Below are 19,940 nucleotides of genomic sequence, written 5' to 3' on the forward strand. Positions count from 1 at the left end.
ACCAGCGCGGTTCGCCGTTCGTCCAGCACCTGGGTGTAGATCTCGGGGGTCGCAAGGTCGGCATGGCCGAGCATCAGCTGGATCGCCCGAAGGTCGGCGCCTCCTTCCAGCAAATGTGTGGCGAAGGCGTGGCGCAGAACGTGGGGGGTGACTCGGGCGGGGTCGAGGCCGGCGCGCAGGGCGATGTCCTTCAGCAGCGTGAAGAAGCCCTGCCGGGTCAGGTGCCCAGCCTTGCCGCGCGCCGGGAACAGGTGGCGCGAGGGCGGGGTGCGCTTGGCGAGCCGTGCCGCTTCTTCGGCCGCATCGCGCGCCTTCAGCCAGTCCAGCATCGCGGTCCGCGCAGGCCCTGACAGCGGCACCAGCCGTTCCTTGCCGCCCTTGCCGCGCACCAGCAGCATCTTCGGGTCGCCCCGCGCGGCGGAAACGGGCAGCGTGACGAGTTCCGTCACCCGCATCCCCGTCGCATAGAGCAGCTCCATCAGGCAGGTGCTGCGCAGCCGGTCCTCGGGCGTCTTGCCGGTCTCGCGCGCGGCGGTCAGCAGCGCGCCGACCTCGGCTTGTGTCAGCGTGGCAGGCAGCCGCCGGTCCTTGCCGGGGCCGGAGAGGCGGATGGCGGGGTTGTCCTCGCGCCAGCCTTCCTCATGCGCGAAGCGGTACATCTGCCGGATCGAGGCCAGCCGCCGGGCGCGCGTGGCCTTCGACAGGCCTTCGGCCTCGCAGCGCACGAGGTAATCCTCCACCGCCTCGCGGGGGGCGCCACTGAAATGCAGGCCCCGGTGGGCGAGGAAGGCGGCGAAGTCCTTGAGGTCGCGGCCATAGGCGAGGCGGGTGTTGATGGCCGCGTCATGTTCGGCCGCCTGCGCCTCGAGGAAGGCCGAGATCCACATCTCCATCGGCCGGGCGGCAGAAGGGTGGGTCACCCCCGCCGCTCCAGCAGCATCAACTCCAGCGCGGCGCGGCGGGCGGGGGTTTCGAGCCCTGCCTTGCGCAAAGCGGTCAGGCCCGAGGTGACGCGGCGCAGATCGCCCCGCGCGCCCTCGGTCACGTCGTCGATGGCCATCAGCAGCGCCTCGCCCAGACGGTTGCCTTCGAAGAGCGGCGCGTAATCCTCGCTCAGCGGGGCACCTTGCGCAAAGCCGGCTCGGATCGCGGCGCCCATCTGGTCTGGCTGCACGATACGGGTGACGTCGCCCTTCGCGAGCCCGATCAGGAAGGATTCCACCCCGTCCTGCGGGACGCGGGCGGCGGCGACCGTCTCATAGGCCGGGGACAGAAGGCCAATGCGGAAGGCGAGCTGGCCGTCGCGGCCCTTCAGCGGCAGCGCCGCAAGTTGCTCGCCATAAAGCTCGGCGAAGGGCACTTCCAGCTCGGCCTGCACCATCTGCTCCCAGGCCGGGCGCAGCGTCTTGGCGACGGCATCGACACTGCCACTCGCCATCGCGGCCTCCAGCGCCTGCACGGCGGCCACCCGGTCCCAGACCCCGCCCGAGGCGGCGGGGCCGCGTTCGGTGTAAAGCCCCAGCAGCAAGTTCGGGCCGATGGCGCCGGACCGCGCCAGCCGCTCGCCGGCCTCGATGCGGGTCTTCCAGCCAGAGTTGGAGCGCAGGTCCGATTGCGCGAAGGCCAGCGGCAGGGTGGTGGTGGACATCGGCTGGCCCACCGCCTCCATCAGCCGCAGCACCAGCGGCGAGGGGCGGGCGGGCAGCGGCAGATCCTCGGCGCCGTCGGCGAGTTCGGGGTCGAGGAACCGCGCCAGCAGGGTGCCGGTTTCCGCATCGATATGGCCAAGCGCCTCGCCGGTGGACAGGGTCAGCGCTGCCGCGTTCCAGTCGCCGCCGCGGGCGAGGCAGAAGATCCGCGCCGGGAAGGTCGGGGCCACCTGCGGCGTCGCGCGCATCGTCTCGCAGGCGCGGTCCTCTTCGCCGATCAGCAGGGCGACGTCGAACCAGCGCCGGAACGGTTCCGGCGTCGGATCGTCGGGCAATTCCAGCAGCGCCAGCGCCGGGTCGAGCGCGCCGAGGTCCAGCAGCTTGTCGACGCGCGCGAGGAACAGCTGGCCGCTGCCATCGGCATCATGCGGCGGATCCAGCTCCGCCAGCAGCAGCGCATAGAGCAGCGACTGGATCGCCGGCAGCGTCTCGGCCCGTTCGGCGCGGATGCGGCGGGCAAGGTCCAGCGTCGGCGTCTCGCCCCAGAGGCCAGTTGGCAACCCCGCCCGCTGCGCCGGCGTCAGGCCAAGTGCATCGAGCGTGGTGCCGCCAAGCGGGGTCACGGTTATGGATTCGGGCGCGGCCCCGGTGGAGACTGCGGGCTCTTGTCGCGCGGGCGCGGGCAAGGCTACGGGCGTGGCCGCCACCGATTGCGACAGCCAGTCGATCGCCGACATCGGCGCGTCCTGTGCCGCGGCGGCGCTGCCCAGAAGCGCTGCCAGCCCGGCGGCGAAGATGTGCTTAGCTGCCTGCATTCAGCTCCACCGGCTTGCGCATTTCGCTTGGCGCGGGCGTCAGATCGCCCAGATAGGCATAGCCCGTCAGCCCGAGGACCCCAAGCACCGCCAGCACGGCCACCGCCTTCAAAATCCGCCCCATACTGATCTGCCCTTTTCTTGTTCGCCCCGAGTCTGCCCGCCGCGCCGCGAGGCAGGGCGGCGCAGGGGCACCATCGGTTTTATATATGGCTTTTCCGGGCTGTTCACGCCATTCAGGGCGGAAACTTGCCGGGGCCGCGAAATAGCTGCGCAACCGGCGGGAAAGCGCGGGCGCACCGCGGCAAACGGGACAAAACGGGGAAAACACTCGCGGTGAAGGCACGGTTGCGCAAGACGGTGGTGCTGGTCGGCATGATGGGCGCGGGCAAGACGGCGGTGGGCAATGCCCTCGCGCGGGCCCTGTCGCTGCCTTTTCTCGACTCGGACGAAGAGATCGAGCGCGCCGCCAACCGCTCGGTGGCCGAGATTTTCGCCCGCGACGGCGAATCGTTCTTCCGGGACAAGGAATCGCAGGTGATCCGCCGGCTGCTGGCGGGCAACCCCTGCGTGCTGTCCACCGGCGGCGGGGCGTTCCTGGCGGAAGCCAACCGCAAGGCGATTGCGGAAAAGGGCGTATCGGTCTGGCTGAAGGCGGATCTGGAGCTGCTGTGGCAGCGGGTGCGGCACAAGCCCTCGCGCCCTTTGCTGCGCACGCCGGACCCCAAGGGCACGCTGGCCGCGCTGCTGGAGGTGCGGGCCCCGATCTATGCGCTGGCCGATGTGACGGTCGAGGCGCGGGCCGACTATTCCATCGACGAGATGACCGCCAAGGTGATCGCCGCCCTTGCGGCGCATCCGGGGCTGCTGGACAAGGGATGATGCCAATGCCGACCGAAACCGCCGCCGTGCAAACCGTCGCCGTCGATCTGGGCGCGCGCAGCTATGAGGTGCGCATCGGTGCCGGCCTGCTGGCCCGCGCGGGGGCCGAGATCGCGCCGCTGCTACGCCGCCCGCGTGTGGCCGTGCTGACGGATGAAAATGTGGCCGCCCTGCATCTGGACGCCCTGCGCGCCGGGCTGGGGGACATCCACATGACCGCGCTGGCGCTGCCTGCGGGTGAGGGCACCAAGGGCTGGCCCGAGTTTTCACGCGCGGTCGAATGGCTGCTGGCCGAGAAGGTGGAGCGGCGGGACATCGTCATCGCGCTTGGCGGCGGGGTGATCGGCGATCTGGCCGGCTTTGCCGCCGCGGTGCTGCGCCGGGGCGTGCGCTTCGTGCAGATCCCGACCTCGCTGCTGGCGCAGGTGGACAGTTCTGTCGGCGGCAAGACCGGCATCAATTCCCCCCACGGCAAGAACCTGATCGGGGCCTTTCACCAGCCCAGCCTCGTGCTCGCTGATATCGGCCTGCTGGCCACGCTGCCGCCGCGCGACTTCCTCGCGGGCTATGGCGAGGTGGTGAAATACGGGTTGCTGGGGGATGCGGTCTTTTTCGACTGGCTGGAGGCGAACGGGCCGGCGCTGGCCGCTGGCGATGCCAGCTTGCGCCAATACGCCGTGCATCGGTCGGTGGAGATGAAGGCCGCCATCGTCAGCCGGGATGAGACGGAGGAGGGCGAACGCGCCCTGCTGAACCTTGGCCACACCTTCTGCCATGCGCTTGAATCCGCCACCGGCTACGGCGCGCGGCTGCTGCATGGCGAGGGCGTCGCCATCGGCTGCGCGCTGGCCTTCGAGGTCAGCCAGCGACTTGGCCTGTGCTCGCAAGAGGCGCCGAGCCGGGTGCGCGCGCATCTTCGCGCCATGGGCATGAAGACCGACCTCGCCGATATCGGGGGCGATCTGCCGGATGCCGACGCGCTGCTGGCGCTGATGGCGCAGGACAAGAAGGTGCAGGACGGCAAGCTGCGCTTCATCCTCGCCCGCGGCATCGGCGAGGCCTTTGTGGCCGATGGGGTCGATCTGGGCGTGGTGCGAGGGGTGCTGGCCGAGGGGCTGCGCGGGCGTTAACGCCCCCTCACCGCAACGCCTTCGTCTGGAACAGCTGCACCCCCAGCCCGCCATGCGGCACCGGGGCAGAGGGCGGCGCGAAGGGCAGGCCGGTCGCCTTGGCCAGCGAGGGCTCGCTGGTCACCAGCCCCACGCGCCAGCCGGCAAAGCGGGTCAGCAGCGTCTGGCCAAGCGCGGCGTAGAGGCCATAGAGCAGGTTCTTGTTGCCGATCCGGGTGCCATAGGGCGGGTTGACGATCACCAGGCCGGGCTTGCCTTCGGGCGGCATCAGGTCGCTGATCGCATGGGTGTCGAACTGCACAAGGTCGCTCACGCCCGCCCGTTCGGCATTGGCGCGGCTCATCTTGATTGCGCCTGCATCCCGGTCCGCGCCGTAGAAGCGCAGGGCGGGGCGGGGGCGGGGGGCGGCACTGCGCATCCGCTCCCAGGCCAAGGCATCGAAGCTCGCCAGCTGCTCGAACGCGAAATGCCGCGTGCGGCCCGGCAGCAGACCCGCCGCAATCTCGGCCGCCTCGATGACGAAGGTGCCGGACCCGCACATCGGATCGACCACCGGCTCGGTCCCGCCATACCCGCATTGGCGCAGGAACAGCGCCGCCAGCGTCTCGCGCATCGGGGCCTTGTTCACCGCTTCCTTGTGGCCGCGCTTGTGCAAGGACTCGCCCGAGGTATCGACGCTGATGGTGCAGAGGTCATCGTCGATCCGCACCTTCAGCTTGAACTCAGCCTCGGCGGAGATCGCCACCCCCAGCTCCTCGCGCAGCGCCGTCTCGATCCGCTGTGCCGCGGCACCGGCGTGGTAGATGCGGGAGCCCTTGCAGGTCACCTCCACCTTCAGCGGCACATCGGGGCGCAGCACGTCGCGCCACGGAAACTTGCGGGCGCGCTTGTCCAGCTGCGCCAGATGCATCGCCCGGAACGCGCCGATCCGCGCCAGCACCCGGCTTGCGCCGCGGATCTGCAGATTGGCGCGCCAGACCTCGGGCCAGCCGCCCATGATCGTCACGCCGCCGGGCACCGCCACGGGGTCCGCGAAGCCCGCCTCGCGGACCTCATCGCACAGCAGCGCCTCCAGCCCCGGCGGGGCGACAAGGAAGATCTCGAAATCGGTGGGGGGCAGGGGTTCTGGGGTCATTTCGCCCGCATAGCCCGAAACCTGGCCCGCAGCGACCGGAATCGTGAGGGGGCGCCGGTGCGGCGCCCCCTCCACCTTACCCCCGGCTGCGCCGGCGCCCGGCGCGGCCTGCGGCTGCGACCTCGGCCGAGGCGGTTGCAAAATCCTGCCCGCCCTTCACCGCCTCCAGCACCCGCGCGAAGCGGATCCATTCGGTGCCGTTCGGGTCGTGGTTCATCAGGAAGTTGGCGGCGCGGATCGCCTCCATCTCGACCGAGCGCACCGGGTTCATGATCGCCGAGGTCATCCCCGCGCCGATCGCCATCGGCAGGAAGGCGGCGTTGATGCCGTGGCGGTTCGGCAGGCCGAAGCTGATGTTCGACGCGCCGCAGGTGGTGTTCACCCCCAGCTCATCCCGCAGCCGCCGCACCAGTGTGAACACCTGCCGCCCGGCATCGCCAAGCGCGCCGACCGGCATCACCAGCGGATCGACCACGATGTCCTGCGCCGGGATGCCGAAATCGGCGGCGCGCTGCACGATCTTGCGCGCCACCTCGAACCGCACCTCGGGGTCCATCGAGATGCCGGTATCGTCGTTGGAGATTGCCACCACCGGCACGTTGTATTTCTTGACCAGCGGCAGCACCAGTTCCAGCCGGTCTTCCTCGCCGGTGACGGAGTTCAGCAGCGGCCGCCCTTCCGCCGCCGCCAGCCCAGCCTCCAGCGCGCCGGGGACGGAGCTGTCGATGCACAGCGGAACATCCACCAGCCCCTGCACCAGCCGGATCATCGCCTCCATCAGCGGCGGCTCCGTCTCATTCGGGTTGGGGTTGGAATTGTAGACGACGCCCGCATTCACATCGAGCACCATCGCCCCGCAGGCCACCTGCTCCAGCGCGTCGCGTTCGACGGTGGAGAAGTCGCCGGCCTCGAGTTCGGCGGCGAGTTTCTTGCGGCCAGTGGGGTTGATGCGCTCGCCGATCACGCAGAAGGGTACGTCAAAGCCGATGGTGACGGTTTTTGTCTTAGATTCAATGGTGGTACGGGTCATTCTTAAACCTCTTTCTGAACTGGCGCGCCGCCATTCTGCATCGCCCAATTGGCATTCGTCTTGATCCCGCCAAGCGGGAAGAAATGCACCGCCTCGATCCCGAAGCCGGGGTTGGCGGCCTTGTGGGCGGCGAGCTCTGTCAGGATCTCGGTCGGCTCGAAGGGCAGCAGCAGCTTGGTCACGTCGCGGGCGCGGCGTTGCAGGACGCGCAGGCTGGGACCGACGCCGCAGGCGATGGCGAATTTCAGCAGGGTCTGCAGCTTGGCGGGGCCAGCGATGCCGATATGGATCGGCAGGGCAATGCCCTCGGCGGCAAGGCGGTCGGCCCAGGCGATGACCGGGGCGGCCTCGAAGCAGAACTGGGTGACGATGGCCATTTTCGCGTCGGTGCGGTTCGCGAAGTCCTGTTTCCAGCGCAGCGCCTGCATCACCATCCTGTCCGAGCCATCGGGGTCGATGTCGCGGTTGCCCTCGGGGTGGCCGGCGACGTGGAGGCGGTCGAAGCCCTCGAAGGCGCCGCTCTCCAAGAGCTGCATGGAGCTGTCGAATTCGCCCGCGGGGGTGTTCACGCCGCCGCCCAGAAGCAGCGCCTGGCGCACATCGGCCTCGCCCTTGTAGCGCGCGGTCCAGTCAGCCAGCGTGGCGGCATCGGGGATGATCCGGGCCGGGAAATGCGGCATCGGCTCATAGCCCTCAAGCCGCAGGCGGCGGGCGGTGGCGACCATGTCCTCGATGGGCGTGCCCTCGATATGGGCGATGTAGACGCGGGTACCGGCGGGCAGCAGGGTGCGGAAGTCCTCAACCCCGGCGGCGGTGCGCGGCATCACCTCGAGCGAGTAGCCCGCGAGGAATGCCTCGAGTCCCGAGGGTGCGGGGGCAGGCTTGTCGTCGCGGCGGAAGTTCAGCAAAGCCATGCGCAAGGCCCTCCAGCGGCCGGGTTTTGGGGAGAACGGCGGGGCGTCAGGCCCGGCCGTCATTGGCGATCAGCACGCGCAGCCGCGCGTCATCATATTCGGTGGTGATCCGCGCCAGTTCGGCCTCGGCGGCGGCCTCGTCGGTTTCGGCCTCCAGCGCATAGGGCTCTGCCTTGCGCCATTCGGCCAAGTAGGCGTCGCTGTCGCGCGCGCCGATCTTCATCGCGCAGCGGTCGATGGCCTGCTCGAAGCGTTCCGGCAGTGCCCGTTTCACCCCGCGCCGGCCCTTGCCGACGATGATCTGGGCCGGGATGTCGCGCCAGTAGAGGATGGTGATATCGGGCATGGGATGATTCCTCGCTGTCTCCTCAATAAGGCGCGAAATGCCCGGTCCGGTGCCGGATTTCGACATTCCGCGAGGGGGCAGCGACAGAGGGCGGGGGGCCAGCCCCCCGCGCCCCCGGCAGGGGAGGGGCGCGCCCCTCCCCTGCACCCCTCCGCGGATATTTGCACCAGAACGAATGGGGGAGGGTCGCGGGGGGCGGGCGGCGGCGCACAGGGGGCTCTGCATAGCTGCGCTTGCGCCCGGGCTTGGCTGGCCTTACCTTGGGGATAACTTGAAATCGGAGGGCGTGACGATGGCGCCCAAGCGTCCCACGGGTGCGGGGGCGCTCCCGGCTCATTCGGTCGAGCCCCACGCTACCCATATGCCCGACCCGGCGCAGCTTTATGCGGCGCTGGACCTCGGGACCAACAGTTGTCGCATGTTGATTGCCCGCCCGAAGGGTGCGCAATTCCATGTCGTTGACAGCTTTTCCAAGACGGTCCAGCTGGGCCAGGGGCTTGAGGCCTCGGGCAAGCTCTCGCGGGCCTCGATGGCGCGCACGGTGCAGGCGCTGCAGATCTGCCGCCGCAAGATCGAGCAGCACCAGGTGCGCCACATGCGGCTGGTGGCGACCGAGGCCTGCCGGCGCGCGCGCAATGCCCGCGACTTCATCCGCTATGTGCGGCGTGAGACCGGCTTGCCGCTGGAGATCATCGAGCCCGAGGAAGAGGCGCGGCTGGCGGTGATTTCCTGCGCGCCGCTGGTCAGCAAGAGCACCGAACAGCTGCTGGTGGTGGATATCGGCGGCGGGTCCACGGAACTGGTGTGGATAGATATTTCCGGCGTGCCGGGGCCGGACCGGCCGCGGGCGATCATGCGGCTGTCGGGCGGGTTCCGCAGCGACCCGGCGGCGCTGGAACCGGCGGCGAAGGTGGTGGACTGGATCTCGGTCCCGCTGGGGGTGGCGACGCTGAAGGACCAGTTTCAGGACGTGGAGGATGATGCGGCGCGATTTGCGCTGATGAGCTGGTATTTCGAGGAAAAGCTGGCCGATTTCTCACCCTACAACTCCGCGCAGGCGCGCGAGGGGTTCCAGATCATCGGCACCTCGGGCACCGTGACGACGGTGGCTGCCAGCCATCTGGGCCTGCGCCGCTATGACCGCACCAAGGTGGACGGGTTGCGCATGTCCTCGGACCAGATCGACCGGGTGATCCGGGATTACCTCGCGCTGGGGCCGGAGGGGCGGCGGACCGACCCGCGGATCGGGCGTGACCGGCATACGCTGATCATGTCGGGGGCGGCGATCTTGCAGGCGCTGATGCGGATCTGGCCGACCGACAAGCTGTCGGTGGCGGACCGGGGGCTGCGCGAGGGGCTGCTTTATGCGCAGATGTCGGCGGACGGGGTGCTGGAGGAAGGGCCTTACTGAGGTTGCAGGCGGGCCTTCAGGCGCGTATCTGGGCCGATGATATGCCGCAGGCCGACGAATAGTTAAGGCCGGGTTTGCGGGCGGCGAGAGGATTGCGGGAATGGTCAAGACACCGGGAAAATCGGGCGGGGCGAGTGGCGCGGGCGGCAGCGCCTCGGGCCGCGGTCAGCGCGAGCTGAGGGTGCGGGTCAAGTCCGCCAAGGGGCGCAAGCTGTCCTCGACGCTGTGGCTGGAGCGGCAGCTGAACGATCCCTATGTGGTGCGCGCCCGCAAGGAAGGCTACCGGGGGCGGGCGGCTTACAAGATCCTGGAACTGGACGATAAATTCCGCTTCCTGGTGCCGGGCGCGCGGGTGGTTGACCTTGGCTGCGCGCCGGGCGGCTGGTGTCAGGTGGCGGTGAGCCGGGTGAATGCGCTTGGCGACAAGTCCAGCAAGAAGATCGGCACCGTGCTGGGGGTGGACCTTCAGGAGATGGAGGCGATTGCCGGGGCCGATATCCATCAGCTGGATTTCCTTGCGGATGACGCCGATGCGCTGGTCAAGGGTTGGCTTGGCGGGCCGGCGGATGTGGTGATGTCGGACATGGCGGCGGCGAGTTCGGGGCACAAGGGCACCGATCACTTGCGGATCATCGCGCTTTGCGAGGCGGCGGCGCAGTTTGCCTTCGACGTGCTGGAAGAGGGCGGGACCTTCGTGGCGAAGGTGCTGGCGGGCGGGGCGGAGCAGGAGTTGCAGACGTTGCTGAAGAAGAACTTCCGCAAGGTGGCGAATGTGAAGCCCCCCGCAAGCCGGGCGGACAGTTCCGAGAAGTTCGTTGTGGCGCAGGGGTTTAAGGGGCGCAATGCGGCTCAGGATGAGGGCGATGCCGACCCCGAAGAGTGACCGGCTGCGGCTGGCCTGCGCGGATGCGGGGCTGGAGATCGACCTTGCGCGCGGGGTGTTAACCGATCTTTGGTTCGGGTCTGTGGGGCGGGTGATCCGGCCGTTGCACCGGGCGCATTGGGTTGGGCAGGCGGTGCCGGATGGCCTAGCGCCGGTGGAGGCGGGGCTGGAGGGGGATTTCCTGTCGGCGCCGTTCGGGCGGGATGATCTGGAGCCGGGCGAGCCGATCCATGGGCCGAGCGCCAATACCGCCTGGCGGGTGGTTGCCGTGAGCGAGGCGCCGGGCGCGGCGGAGGCGGTTCTGGAGCTGGTGGCTCCGGTGCGGGGCGCGCGGATTTTCAAGCATTTGCAATTGGTTGGCGGGGTTCCGTTTTTGCGGCAGACCCACCGGATTGAAGGTGGCAGCGGCAGTCTGACGCTGGCGCATCATCCGATGATCCGCTTTGCAGGACGGGGATGGCTGTCGTTTTCGGCCAAGCGGGCGGCTTTGACCGGGCTGCATGTGGAGCCGGGGCGGCATCGGCTGGTGCCGGGAGGGCGGTCCGAAGACCTCGGCGCGCTGCCGGGGATGGCGGGGCCAGTGTCGCTGTTCGAGTATCCGCAGGGGGATTGGGCGGCATGTGGAAACCATGCAGAACCCATGCATATGTCATATGTAAACGAGAATAGTCGGGAATTGGGGCCGGCGGCGCCCTTGGGGCATGAGGATTTCCTGACCTTGGTGGAGGCGGCGGGCAACGGCCTCGGCTGGACGGCGGCACTACGCGAGGCGGAGGATGATCTTGTGCTGGCGCTGAAGGACCCGGCCGAGCTGCCGGTGACGATGCTGTGGCTGTCGAATGGCGGGCGGGATGCGGCGCCCTGGGACGGGCGGCACCGGGGGGTGCTGGGGATCGAGGATGGCATCACCGCGGGGGATGAGGGGAACCGCGCGGCGGCGGGTGTAAACCGGGTGGCGGCGGAGGGGGCGGCGAGCTGTCTGGCGCTGGCCCCGGGGCGGGTGCATGTGGTGCGGCATCTGCTGGGGGCGGTGCCGCGGCCGGCGGGGTGGGTTTCGGTGGACGCGGTGCGGGTGGCGGGGGAGAGGCTTGTGCTGACGGGGGCGGGCGGGGAGGTTGCGCTGGCGTATGCGGGGCCGTTTTGAGGGCTACCCGCTTTTCGCGGTGTGCGAGAGCTTGGCGTTCTTCTTGCGGCGCTCTCATTAGCGAAGGCCATCGCCTTCGCCATGCGCTGAGAGTGCATTTTGCACCGGACGGGCCCCCAAAGGGCCCGGCCAGCGCCCGCCCCGCCCCTGGCGGGCGCTTCTCGCCCGCCAGGTCGGGCGCTGTCCTCATACGGTCTTGCGTTGCCAGCGGCTCCGGGCGATGGGTCCCGCGGCGGGCGGGGGCGAGGCAGTGCCTCGCCTTTTCCCGCCCGAACAGGCGCGCCCGAGAGTGGCAATATCCCATTCACCCCTCCCCACACGCCCCTGTTGCATGAATCCCGCATTGCCCTATCCTTGATCGCCAATGGACCGACAACGCGGGGAGGCGTTCCGGTGGCAAGGCTCAACCCAGATCCACGGCGCGACCATGCGCAGATCGTGCGCGAGGTGGCGCTGTCTTCGGCGGCAGCGGGGCGGTCGGCCTTTGCGGCGTCGTGGCGGCGATCCTTGCTGCATCATCACATCGACCCGGCCACGGGCACCGAGCCTGCGCGGCTGACAGAAGCGGAATTGCGCGCGCGGACAGAGGCTTCGGGGCTGCTTGTCTCCATCGCCGGGCCGATCCTGGATCGGCTGGCGCGGGCGGCGGGGGAGGCGGGCTGCGCGGTGATGCTGTCCGATCCCGAGGGGCTGATCCTTGATGAGCGGATCCGCGAGGCGGACCAGGAGCATTTCCACGGATCCGGCCTTGCCCCCGGCAGCGACTGGAGCGAATCGGCCGAAGGCACCAACGGGATTGGCACCTGCCTGGCCGAGCGCCGCCCGGTGCTGGTGCTGCGCGACCAGCATTTCCGCGCCCGCAACACCGCGCTGACCTGCATGGGCGCGCCGGTCTTTGGCGCGGGGGCGGAACTGGCGGGGGTGATCGACGTGTCCTCGGTGCGCGAGGATCTGGCCGAGGGCTATGCGCGGCTGATCGCGCTGACGGTGCAGGACGCGGCGCAGCGGATCGAGGCGGAACTGTTCCGCGCGGCCTTTGCCGGCTTGCGGATTCTGGCGCCCGACTCGGTGGAGGATGGGGGCGGCCCGTCGCTGCTGGCCATTGACCGGGATGATCTGATCGTGGGGGCCACCCGCGCTGCGCGGCGGAGCCTTGGGTTCGATCCGGCGCTTCTGGGGCGGCTTCCCGCGCGCGATCTGCTGCGTGAGGGCGCCTCGGGGCTGGATGAGGCGATGCGGGCGGAATTGCACCGGGCGCTGGCGCGCGCGGGGGGCAATGTCTCGGCTGCGGCGCGGGAACTGGGGATCGGGCGGGCGACGTTCTACCGGAAGATGAAGGCGCTCGGGCTCGGCGACTGAGCCGCGCCCCCCCGTTTCCCGCATTCTGCACCTGCACCTGTCTCACCAGCGAGACACCCGGCCCATGCACGCCATGCAGGCCGGCTATGCACGACCCGCACCAGCCGTCATGGTTCTCCCATCGCCCCGGAGGAGGGGCATCACTCGGGAGGAACTACCATGGCAAACGATATGCCCGGCGCATTCAAGGGCGTTCAGGTCTCGCCGTTCAAGGCGCGCTATGACAATTTCATCGGCGGCAAATGGGTCGCCCCGGTCAGCGGCAAGTATTTCGACAACGTCACCCCGATCACCGGCGAGAAGATCTGTGAAGTGGCGATGTCGGGCGCGGCCGATGTGGAGCTGGCGCTGGACGCCGCCCATGCCGCGCGCGAAGCCTGGGGCGCGACCTCGGCCGCCCACCGCTCGAACCTGCTGCTGAAGATCGCGGATGTGCTGGAGGCCAATCTGGACCTGCTGGCTGCTGCGGAAACCTGGGACAATGGCAAGCCGATCCGCGAGACGACCTTTGCCGATATCCCGCTGACGGTGGACCATTTCCGCTATTTCGCCGGCGTCCTGCGCAGCCAGGAAGGCTCGATGAGCGAGATCGACAATGACACCATCGCCTATCATTACCACGAGCCGCTGGGCGTGGTCGGGCAGATCATCCCGTGGAACTTCTCGATCCTGATGGCGGCGTGGAAGCTGGCGCCGGCGCTGGCGGCGGGCAACTGCGTGGTGCTGAAGCCGGCGGAACAGACGCCGGTCGCCATTCTGGTGCTGGCTGACCTGATCGCCGATCTGCTGCCGCCGGGCGTTCTGAACATCGTCAACGGTATGGGCCCGGATGTGGGCGCGCCGCTGGCGCGGTCCAAGCGCATCGCCAAGATCGCCTTCACCGGGTCGACCGAGACCGGCCGCAAGATCATGCAATATGCGACCGAGAACCTGATCCCGGTGACGCTGGAGCTGGGGGGCAAGTCGCCCAACATCTTCTTCAGCGACGTGATGGCAAAGGACGATGCCTTCCTCGACAAGGCGGTGGAAGGGTTCGTCCTGTTCGCCTTCAACCAAGGCGAGGTCTGCACCTGCCCGAGCCGGGCGCTGATCCAGGAAGACATCTATGAAGAGTTCATTGCCCGCTGCATCGCACGGGTGAAGGCGATCAAGCATGGCGACCCGCGGCTGATGGAGACGATGGTCGGCGCGCAGGCGAGCCAGGAGCAGCAGGACAAGATCCTGAGCTACTTCACCATCGGCCGCGAAGAGGGCGCCGAGGTGCTGGTCGGAGGTCAGGCGGCGGCCTTTGGCGGCGATCTGGCGAAGGGCTTCTACATCCAGCCGACGATCTTGAAGGGCCACAACAAGATGCGGGTCTTCCAGGAGGAAATTTTCGGCCCGGTTGTCTCGGTCACCACCTTCAAGGACGAGGAGGAAGCGCTGCAGCTGGCCAATGACACGATGTATGGCCTGGGTGCGGGCGTGTGGAGCCGCGACATCAACACCTGCTACCGCTTTGGCCGGCACATCCAGGCCGGGCGCGTCTGGGTGAACAACTACCACGCCTATCCGGCCCATGCGGCCTTTGGCGGCTACAAGCAGTCCGGCATCGGGCGCGAGACCCACAAGATGATGCTCGACCACTACCAGCAGACCAAGAACATGCTGGTCAGCTACAGCCCGAACAAGCTCGGGTTCTTCTGATCGGCGGCGGGCGGGGATGTCCCCGCCCGCAGCACGGCGGGGCGGGGGCCCGAACATTGAATGGAGACAAGGCCATGACAAGAATGATGAAAGCTGCGGTTGTCCGCGAGTTCGGGGCCCCGCTTGTCATCGAGGACGCCCCGGTCCCCGAGCCCGGCGCAGGCGAGATCCAGGTCAAGATCGAGGCCTGCGGCGTGTGCCACACCGATCTGCATGCCGCGCATGGGGACTGGCCGGTAAAGCCCAATCCGCCGTTCATTCCGGGGCATGAGGGTGTGGGCTATGTCTCTGCCATCGGCAGCGGCGTGACCTCTGTGAAAGAGGGCGACCGGGTGGGGGTGCCGTGGCTCTATACCGCCTGCGGCTTTTGCGACCATTGCCTCGGCGGCTGGGAGACGCTGTGCGAGAAGCAGAGCAATACCGGCTATTCGGTGAATGGCGGCTTTGCCGAATATGCCATCGCCGATCCGGCCTTTGTCGGGCATCTGCCGGACAATCTTGGCTTTGTGGAACTGGCGCCGGTGCTGTGCGCCGGGGTCACGGTCTACAAGGGCCTGAAGATGACCGAGACCAAGCCCGGCGACTGGGTGGCGATTTCGGGGATTGGCGGGCTTGGCCATATGGCGGTGCAATATGCCCGCGCGATGGGGCTGCATGTGGCGGCGGTGGATATCGACCCGGCCAAGCTGCGGCTGGCCGAGGAACTGGGCGCCGAGATCACCATCAACGCGATGAACACCGATCCGGGCACCTTCCTGCGCAAGGAAATCGGCGGCGCGCAGGGCGTGCTGGTGACGGCGGTGTCGCGCTCGGCCTTTGCTCAGGCGCTGAAGATGGCGCGGCGCGGCGGCACCATCGTGCTGAACGGTCTGCCGCCCGGGGATTTCCCGCTGCCGATCTTCGACATGGTGCTGGAAGGCATCACCGTGCGCGGGTCCATCGTCGGCACCCGGCTCGACCTGAAGGAAAGCCTTGAGTTTGCCGGGCGCGGGCTGGTGCGGGCCCATACCGCCACGGCGCGGATCGAAGAGATCAACGATGTCTTCGCGCGGATGCAGGCCGGCAAGATCGACGGACGCATCGTGCTGGACATGTCGGCCTGAGGCGGGGTGCCCGCCGACCTTGGGGGGCGGCGGGCGCCGGGGCTCAGGCGTGCATTAAGGAAATGTTTGCAAAGGCTTGGCAGCGTGGCAAGGTGCAGGCGGCGCGATGTGCGCCGTGTCGGGGGCGGCAATCCCCGTTGGAGTGATTTATGATGAAATCCGTTTCGCGCCTCGTGTTTTGGGGCGCCTTGGCGACGCTTGCCGCCGGTCCGGCGCTTGCGCAGGATCTGACCTTCGAACTGATCAATGTTAGTGGCTACGATCTGGTCGAGTTCTATACTTCGCCCGTCGACGTGGGGGACTGGGAGGAAGACGTGTTCGGCACCGGCGTTTTGCCCTCGGGCAATTCCGTCGATGTGACGATCGCCGATGGCCGCACCCAATGCAGCTATGACCTTCGCTTCGTGTTCGACGATGGCGATGTCATCGAGGACAGCGCCGATCTGTGCGAAACCGGCAGCTACACGATCGAGTGATGCCCGTTTCGGGGTGATATGAGTGACGCCCTGTTCGGGCACATGAGTGACGCCCTGTTCGGGCCACATGAGTGACGCCCTGTTCGGGCGGTGTGATTGATGCCCCGTTCGGGCGTTCCAGTGACGCCCCGTTCGGGCGATGACAGGCCGGGCGGCGTTGCTGCCCGGCCTGTTCGTATCTCGCAGGGCGCTCAGGGCAGCCCGGCGGTGCGGCGGGCGAGGGCGACGACATCGTGGCTGAAGGCTGGATCGTCCGGGTCCAGATCGGCAAACCGGAACCATCCCGCGTCGCTGGCATCATCGGCGGCAACCGGCTCGCCCTGAACCCACGTACAGGCGACGGCGATCAGGATGAAATGGTGGCGCAACTCGCCGTCCGCGTCCCGGTCCAGCACGTCGAGCGCGTCAATCACGGCGCCGGCGGTGGCTGTCACGCCCGTCTCTTCGCCAAGCTCGCGCAAGGCGGCCTCGGCCAGCGTCTCGCCCGGCTCGACCTTGCCGCCCGGAAAGCCCCAGAGCCCGGCATCTGGCGGGTTGATCCGGCGCACCAGAAGCACCTCTGGCCCGCGCAGAACGACCGCGATGACGGCGGCGATGGGGCGGGTGGGGGCGTTGCTCATCGAGGGATCCTCGCCGCTGCGGTTCACCGGCAGGCGCGGGTTACCGTCCGGTATCTGCCTTCGCCGATTTCGCGGCGATCTTCATGACTTTGCCCTTCATCGCGATCCAGTCCATCAGCGCCAGCAGCACGCCCGAGATCACGAATACCAGATGGATGATCACCATCCAGCGGATCTTGTCGTCGCTATAGGTGCCGACATCCATGAACACTTTCAGCAGATGGATCCCGGAAATGGCGACGATCGAGGCGACGAGCTTGAGCTTGAGGGTCGAGAAATCGACCTCGCCCTGCCAGTCGGGCCGGTCTTCATGCCCGCTCAGGTCCATGCGGCTGACGAAATTCTCGTAGCCCGAAAAGATCACGATCAGCAGCAGGTTGGCGGCAAGGCTGAGGTCGATCAGCGCCAGCGCGCCCAGAACGGCGTCATCGACCGTCATCCCCGGGATCGACAGGGCAAAATGCACCAGCTCCATCAGGAAGGCATAGAGCAGGATCAGCAGGGCCCCGACCAGCCCCAGATACATCGGCGCCATCAGCCAGCGGCTGGCGAACAGCCCGCGTTCGATAAGTCGTTCCATGGTTCCGCATCCTGCCTTGTTGCAGCGCAGCATTACGGCAGGATTGGCGAGCGGTCAAAGGCGATCTGGGGCTGCGGCAGCGCGGGCGCGGCGCGGGCTGGGGGGCGCACAGGGCGCCCCCGCGGCAGGTGTCAGGCTTGCGCGGCGACCACGATGATCTCGACCTTGTAATCCGGGGTCGCCAGCTTCGACTCGCCGGTGGCACGGGCCGGGGTGGCGCCTGCGGGGGCCCAGTCGTCCCAGACGGCGTTCATCTCGGCGAAGGTGGCCATATCGGCCAGCCAGATCTGCGCGGTCAGGATGCGGGTCTTGTCGGAGCCGGCGGCGGCCAACAGGCGGTCGATCTCGGACAGGACGGTGCGGGTCTGGTCGGTGACGCTTTCGCCCGGGTTGCCGACCTGGCCGGCCAGATAGACGAGGCCATTGTGGATCACGGCCTGGCTCATGCGCGGGCCGGATTCGATGCGGGTGATGTCGGACATGGTCTCTCTCCTGCGTTCGGACTGCTCCGGGTCATAGCCCGTGCCGCGGGGCGGGACCAGATGGTTTTGCCACCCCGCGGCGCGCGGAGCAGGGTGCAGGATCATGCAGAGAGAAGCGGAGGCGGAGAGGAAGGGTTGGACGACCCTGGTGCTTGCCGGCACCCGGGCCGCCCGAGACGTATCAGATCACGACCAATACGCCGATTGCCAATACGGCAATGCCGACCACCGCCAAAGTCCGCCAAAAAGCGGCATGATTGTAGATCGGTGTCTTGTTGTAACAATCCCCGCATCGAGGTGCGTTATAACGTAACATATAGCCGCAACGACGGCATGCAAAATGCCTCCGCGGTGCGGAGGAAGATAATTCTGTCATGGGAAGCCCCCTGTCCCGGCAAAATATCGTGCCTGAACTGCGGCACACGGAAACTCGTGTCGCACAAGGAACAACTGGTTACAGGAAGGAGTTCTGCATCGCAGAATTCTGCAGGCTGCGCAACAGATTTTGCGGATTCCGCTACGGAATACGAGACTGCGGCGTTTCGATTTGCCTTGGCCGCCTGCTCTCACAGGGGTTGGCGCGGGTTTTCGGTCGGGGTGGGAGTGGAGCGGGTGAAGGGAATCGAACCCTCGTCGTAAGCTTGGGAAGCTTCTGCTCTACCATTGAGCTACACCCGCGACAGCGCTGTAGGTAGTCAAACCGCCCTTGCGCGTCAAGCCGGTTCGCGCGGGCGGGCGGGGCGGGCAGGCTGCACAAGGCCGAAATGCCAAAGGCCCGCGGTCCGTTGCGGGACCGCGGGCCCGGGGCGGGCCGGAACGCTGAAAGGTAACCGATAAAAGGGCCCGCCAATCCTTGTGGCCCCGCATGCGGCCGGTGTCAGCGCCGGCGCCTGGCACGGGAGAGACATCCCACCCTGCGCAGGCCCCTGCCACCAGCCGCAGCCGGCTCCCCCCGCGCCTTGCAGCGCAAGGGGCTCCCGGGTCTTACATCGCGGGCAGCAGCACGGTGTCGATCACATGGATCACGCCGTTCGACTGCATCACATCGGCGATGGTGACGTTGGCGACATTGCCCTGACCGTCTTCGATCATCACGGCGCTGCCCATCGTGGAGACGGTGAAGTCACAGCCGCCGACGGTGCTGACGGTGTGCGAGCCGCTGCCCGCCTGAACCATGCCCATGATCGCTTCGGCAGTCGCGTTGGCGGCGACGACGTGGCAGGTCAGGATCTTGGTCAGCTGGTCCTTGTTCTCCGGCATCAGCAGGGTTTCGACGGTGCCGGCCGGCAGTTTTTCAAAGGCGGCATTGGTCGGCGCGAAGACGGTGAAGGGACCTTCGCCCTGCAGCGTTTCCACGAGGCCCGCGGCCTGCACGGCGGCGACCAGCGTGGTGTGATCGGCCGAGTTCACGGCGTTTTCGACGATGTTCTTGTCCGCGAACATTGCGGCGCCGCCGACCATCGGGTTTTCGGCAAAAGCGGGGGCAGCGACCAGAGCAAGGGTGGCAGCCAGGATACGGGTGGAAATCATCACTTAGTCCTCCGAGGTGTTGGGCGGAGGTCGTCCCCGCCCTGACCCTTACAGCTACGGGAGGGTGGGGAGCCGAGTTGCAGAGGGTGCGATCACGAGCCCGTGATCGTCGCCGTCACCAGGATCGGCCCGGTGGGCTGGCCGGTGGGCGAGCCGCCGAGAGGCTCGAGGCTGACGGCCAGAACCGTGCCCGGCGGGACTTCGGTCGCCGCAGCCAGCTCGCCCTCGCGCAGCAGGCCAAGCGGGACGGGGGCGCCGCCCTCGGCGATGACCCAGAACTGATAGTCCTGCCCCTCGGGGGCGGCGGGGCCGGCGATGCGCGTGACATGGATCACGCCGAAGCGCGGCTCGAACCGGGCTGCGACGCGCAGGTCGGTGCCCTCGGCCACCAGCTCGGCCACGACTGCATCGGGGATCGGGCGCAGCACCGGAAGTACGGTCAGCACCACGGCGGCGGCGAGGCCCGCGCCGAGACCGAGCCCGGCGAGCAACGACCAGCGACCGAGCCGTGAGCGGGGGGCGGGGGCGCCAAAGATCCGCGTCTCGATCTGCGGCCAGAGCGTGCGGGGGGCGCGGACCGGGGCGAAACCGTCATTCAGCGGGGCAAGGCGGATTTCCCAATCGGCGATGCGGGCGGCAAAGCGGGCATCGCTGCGCGCCCGGGCGGCAGCCGCGGCCCGGTCGATGCGCGGCAGCGTGCCGAGGACGTATTCCGCCGCCAGCCCGTCATCGCCTTCTGCTATGTCCGCCTCGCCGTTCATCGCC

The 19,940-nt window shown here is 68.1% G+C and carries 21 protein-coding genes and 1 tRNA gene; 9 read left to right on the forward strand and 13 right to left on the reverse strand.

Annotation, left to right across the window (positions count from 1 at the left end; all coding sequences use genetic code 11):
* From Q8S30_RS19915 to Q8S30_RS19925, 3 genes are all read right to left on the reverse strand, one after another.
* Window positions 1–893: tyrosine recombinase (locus tag Q8S30_RS19915; protein WP_305667921.1), on the reverse strand; the 893-nt coding region annotated here is incomplete at its 3' end.
* A 23-nt stretch (window positions 894–916) separates the two neighbouring features.
* Entirely contained in the window at window positions 917–2,464 is a 1,548-nt protein-coding gene (locus Q8S30_RS19920) for a hypothetical protein (RefSeq protein WP_305667775.1), read from the reverse strand.
* Window positions 2,451–2,588 (reverse strand): hypothetical protein, encoded by a 138-nt coding sequence (locus Q8S30_RS19925; RefSeq protein WP_305667776.1) that lies wholly within the window; start codon window positions 2,586–2,588, stop codon window positions 2,451–2,453. The genes Q8S30_RS19920 and Q8S30_RS19925 overlap by 14 nt, the downstream gene beginning before the upstream one ends.
* A 212-nt stretch (window positions 2,589–2,800) precedes the next feature.
* Here Q8S30_RS19925 and Q8S30_RS19930 point away from each other — a divergent pair, with 212 nt between their 5' ends.
* Window positions 2,801–3,346: a shikimate kinase gene (locus Q8S30_RS19930; RefSeq protein WP_371135563.1), complete on the forward strand. Its 546-nt coding sequence runs from the start codon at window positions 2,801–2,803 to the stop codon at window positions 3,344–3,346.
* A gap of 5 nt (window positions 3,347–3,351) precedes the next feature.
* Window positions 3,352–4,476 carry a 3-dehydroquinate synthase gene (gene aroB / locus Q8S30_RS19935; RefSeq protein ID WP_305667778.1) on the forward strand — a complete coding sequence of 375 codons (1,125 nt, stop codon included), beginning with the start codon at window positions 3,352–3,354 and terminating at the stop codon, window positions 4,474–4,476.
* A gap of 7 nt (window positions 4,477–4,483) precedes the next feature.
* Here the strand turns inward: aroB and Q8S30_RS19940 are convergent, their stop codons facing one another.
* From Q8S30_RS19940 to Q8S30_RS19955, 4 genes are all read right to left on the reverse strand, one after another.
* Window positions 4,484–5,611, reverse strand: a complete 1,128-nt coding sequence (locus tag Q8S30_RS19940; RefSeq protein WP_305667779.1) for a class I SAM-dependent RNA methyltransferase — start codon at window positions 5,609–5,611, stop codon at window positions 4,484–4,486.
* Between the two features lie 76 nt (window positions 5,612–5,687).
* On the reverse strand, window positions 5,688–6,641 hold the full coding sequence (locus Q8S30_RS19945; protein ID WP_305667780.1) for a methyltetrahydrofolate cobalamin methyltransferase: 954 nt from the start codon (window positions 6,639–6,641) through the stop codon (window positions 5,688–5,690).
* Window positions 6,642–6,643: 2 nt separating this feature from the next.
* Window positions 6,644–7,555 (reverse strand): methylenetetrahydrofolate reductase, encoded by a 912-nt coding sequence (locus tag Q8S30_RS19950; RefSeq protein WP_305667781.1) that lies wholly within the window; start codon window positions 7,553–7,555, stop codon window positions 6,644–6,646.
* A 46-nt stretch (window positions 7,556–7,601) separates the two neighbouring features.
* Entirely contained in the window at window positions 7,602–7,901 is a 300-nt protein-coding gene (locus Q8S30_RS19955; RefSeq protein WP_305667782.1) for a virulence factor, read from the reverse strand.
* Between the two features lie 292 nt (window positions 7,902–8,193).
* Between Q8S30_RS19955 and Q8S30_RS19960 the strand changes: the two genes are divergently transcribed.
* The 7 genes from Q8S30_RS19960 to Q8S30_RS19990 all read left to right on the forward strand — a co-directional run bounded on the left by Q8S30_RS19960 (window position 8,194) and on the right by Q8S30_RS19990 (window position 15,963).
* Window positions 8,194–9,312 carry a Ppx/GppA phosphatase family protein gene (locus Q8S30_RS19960; RefSeq protein WP_305667922.1) on the forward strand — a complete coding sequence of 373 codons (1,119 nt, stop codon included), beginning with the start codon at window positions 8,194–8,196 and terminating at the stop codon, window positions 9,310–9,312.
* Window positions 9,313–9,412: 100 nt separating this feature from the next.
* A complete protein-coding gene (locus tag Q8S30_RS19965; protein WP_305667783.1) occupies window positions 9,413–10,195 on the forward strand; it encodes an RlmE family RNA methyltransferase in 783 nt (260 codons plus the stop codon).
* A complete protein-coding gene (locus Q8S30_RS19970) occupies window positions 10,176–11,339 on the forward strand; it encodes a hypothetical protein (RefSeq protein WP_305667784.1) in 1,164 nt (387 codons plus the stop codon). The genes Q8S30_RS19965 and Q8S30_RS19970 overlap by 20 nt, the downstream gene beginning before the upstream one ends.
* A 393-nt stretch (window positions 11,340–11,732) precedes the next feature.
* Entirely contained in the window at window positions 11,733–12,698 is a 966-nt protein-coding gene (locus tag Q8S30_RS19975; protein WP_305667785.1) for a GAF domain-containing protein, read from the forward strand.
* 159 nt (window positions 12,699–12,857) lie between these two features.
* Window positions 12,858–14,384 (forward strand): aldehyde dehydrogenase, encoded by a 1,527-nt coding sequence (gene adh / locus Q8S30_RS19980; protein WP_305667786.1) that lies wholly within the window; start codon window positions 12,858–12,860, stop codon window positions 14,382–14,384.
* An 86-nt stretch (window positions 14,385–14,470) separates the two neighbouring features.
* Window positions 14,471–15,487 (forward strand): alcohol dehydrogenase AdhP, encoded by a 1,017-nt coding sequence (gene adhP, locus Q8S30_RS19985; RefSeq protein WP_305667787.1) that lies wholly within the window; start codon window positions 14,471–14,473, stop codon window positions 15,485–15,487.
* Between the two features lie 152 nt (window positions 15,488–15,639).
* Window positions 15,640–15,963, forward strand: a complete 324-nt coding sequence (locus Q8S30_RS19990) for a hypothetical protein (RefSeq protein WP_305667788.1) — start codon at window positions 15,640–15,642, stop codon at window positions 15,961–15,963.
* 191 nt (window positions 15,964–16,154) lie between these two features.
* Here the strand turns inward: Q8S30_RS19990 and Q8S30_RS19995 are convergent, their stop codons facing one another.
* The 6 genes from Q8S30_RS19995 to Q8S30_RS20020 all read right to left on the reverse strand — a co-directional run bounded on the left by Q8S30_RS19995 (window position 16,155) and on the right by Q8S30_RS20020 (window position 19,936).
* A complete protein-coding gene (locus Q8S30_RS19995) occupies window positions 16,155–16,583 on the reverse strand; it encodes an NUDIX hydrolase (protein WP_305667789.1) in 429 nt (142 codons plus the stop codon).
* Between the two features lie 40 nt (window positions 16,584–16,623).
* Complete coding sequence (locus Q8S30_RS20000) at window positions 16,624–17,163, reverse strand: TIGR00645 family protein (RefSeq protein ID WP_305667790.1); 540 nt, start codon at window positions 17,161–17,163, stop codon at window positions 16,624–16,626.
* 131 nt (window positions 17,164–17,294) lie between these two features.
* Complete coding sequence (locus Q8S30_RS20005) at window positions 17,295–17,645, reverse strand: RidA family protein (protein ID WP_305667791.1); 351 nt, start codon at window positions 17,643–17,645, stop codon at window positions 17,295–17,297.
* A 604-nt stretch (window positions 17,646–18,249) separates the two neighbouring features.
* Window positions 18,250–18,323 (reverse strand) — tRNA-Gly (locus tag Q8S30_RS20010).
* Between the two features lie 306 nt (window positions 18,324–18,629).
* The gene (locus Q8S30_RS20015) at window positions 18,630–19,175 is read right to left on the reverse strand and encodes a fasciclin domain-containing protein (protein WP_305667792.1); all 546 of its coding nucleotides are present in this window, start codon (window positions 19,173–19,175) and stop codon (window positions 18,630–18,632) included.
* Window positions 19,176–19,267: 92 nt separating this feature from the next.
* Window positions 19,268–19,936: an anti-sigma factor domain-containing protein gene (locus Q8S30_RS20020; protein WP_305667793.1), complete on the reverse strand. Its 669-nt coding sequence runs from the start codon at window positions 19,934–19,936 to the stop codon at window positions 19,268–19,270.
* Window positions 19,937–19,940 lie beyond the last annotated feature (4 nt).

The sequence above is a fragment of the Frigidibacter sp. genome (assembly GCF_030695035.1).
In the GTDB taxonomy this organism is placed as follows: Bacteria; Pseudomonadota; Alphaproteobacteria; order Rhodobacterales; family Rhodobacteraceae; genus Frigidibacter.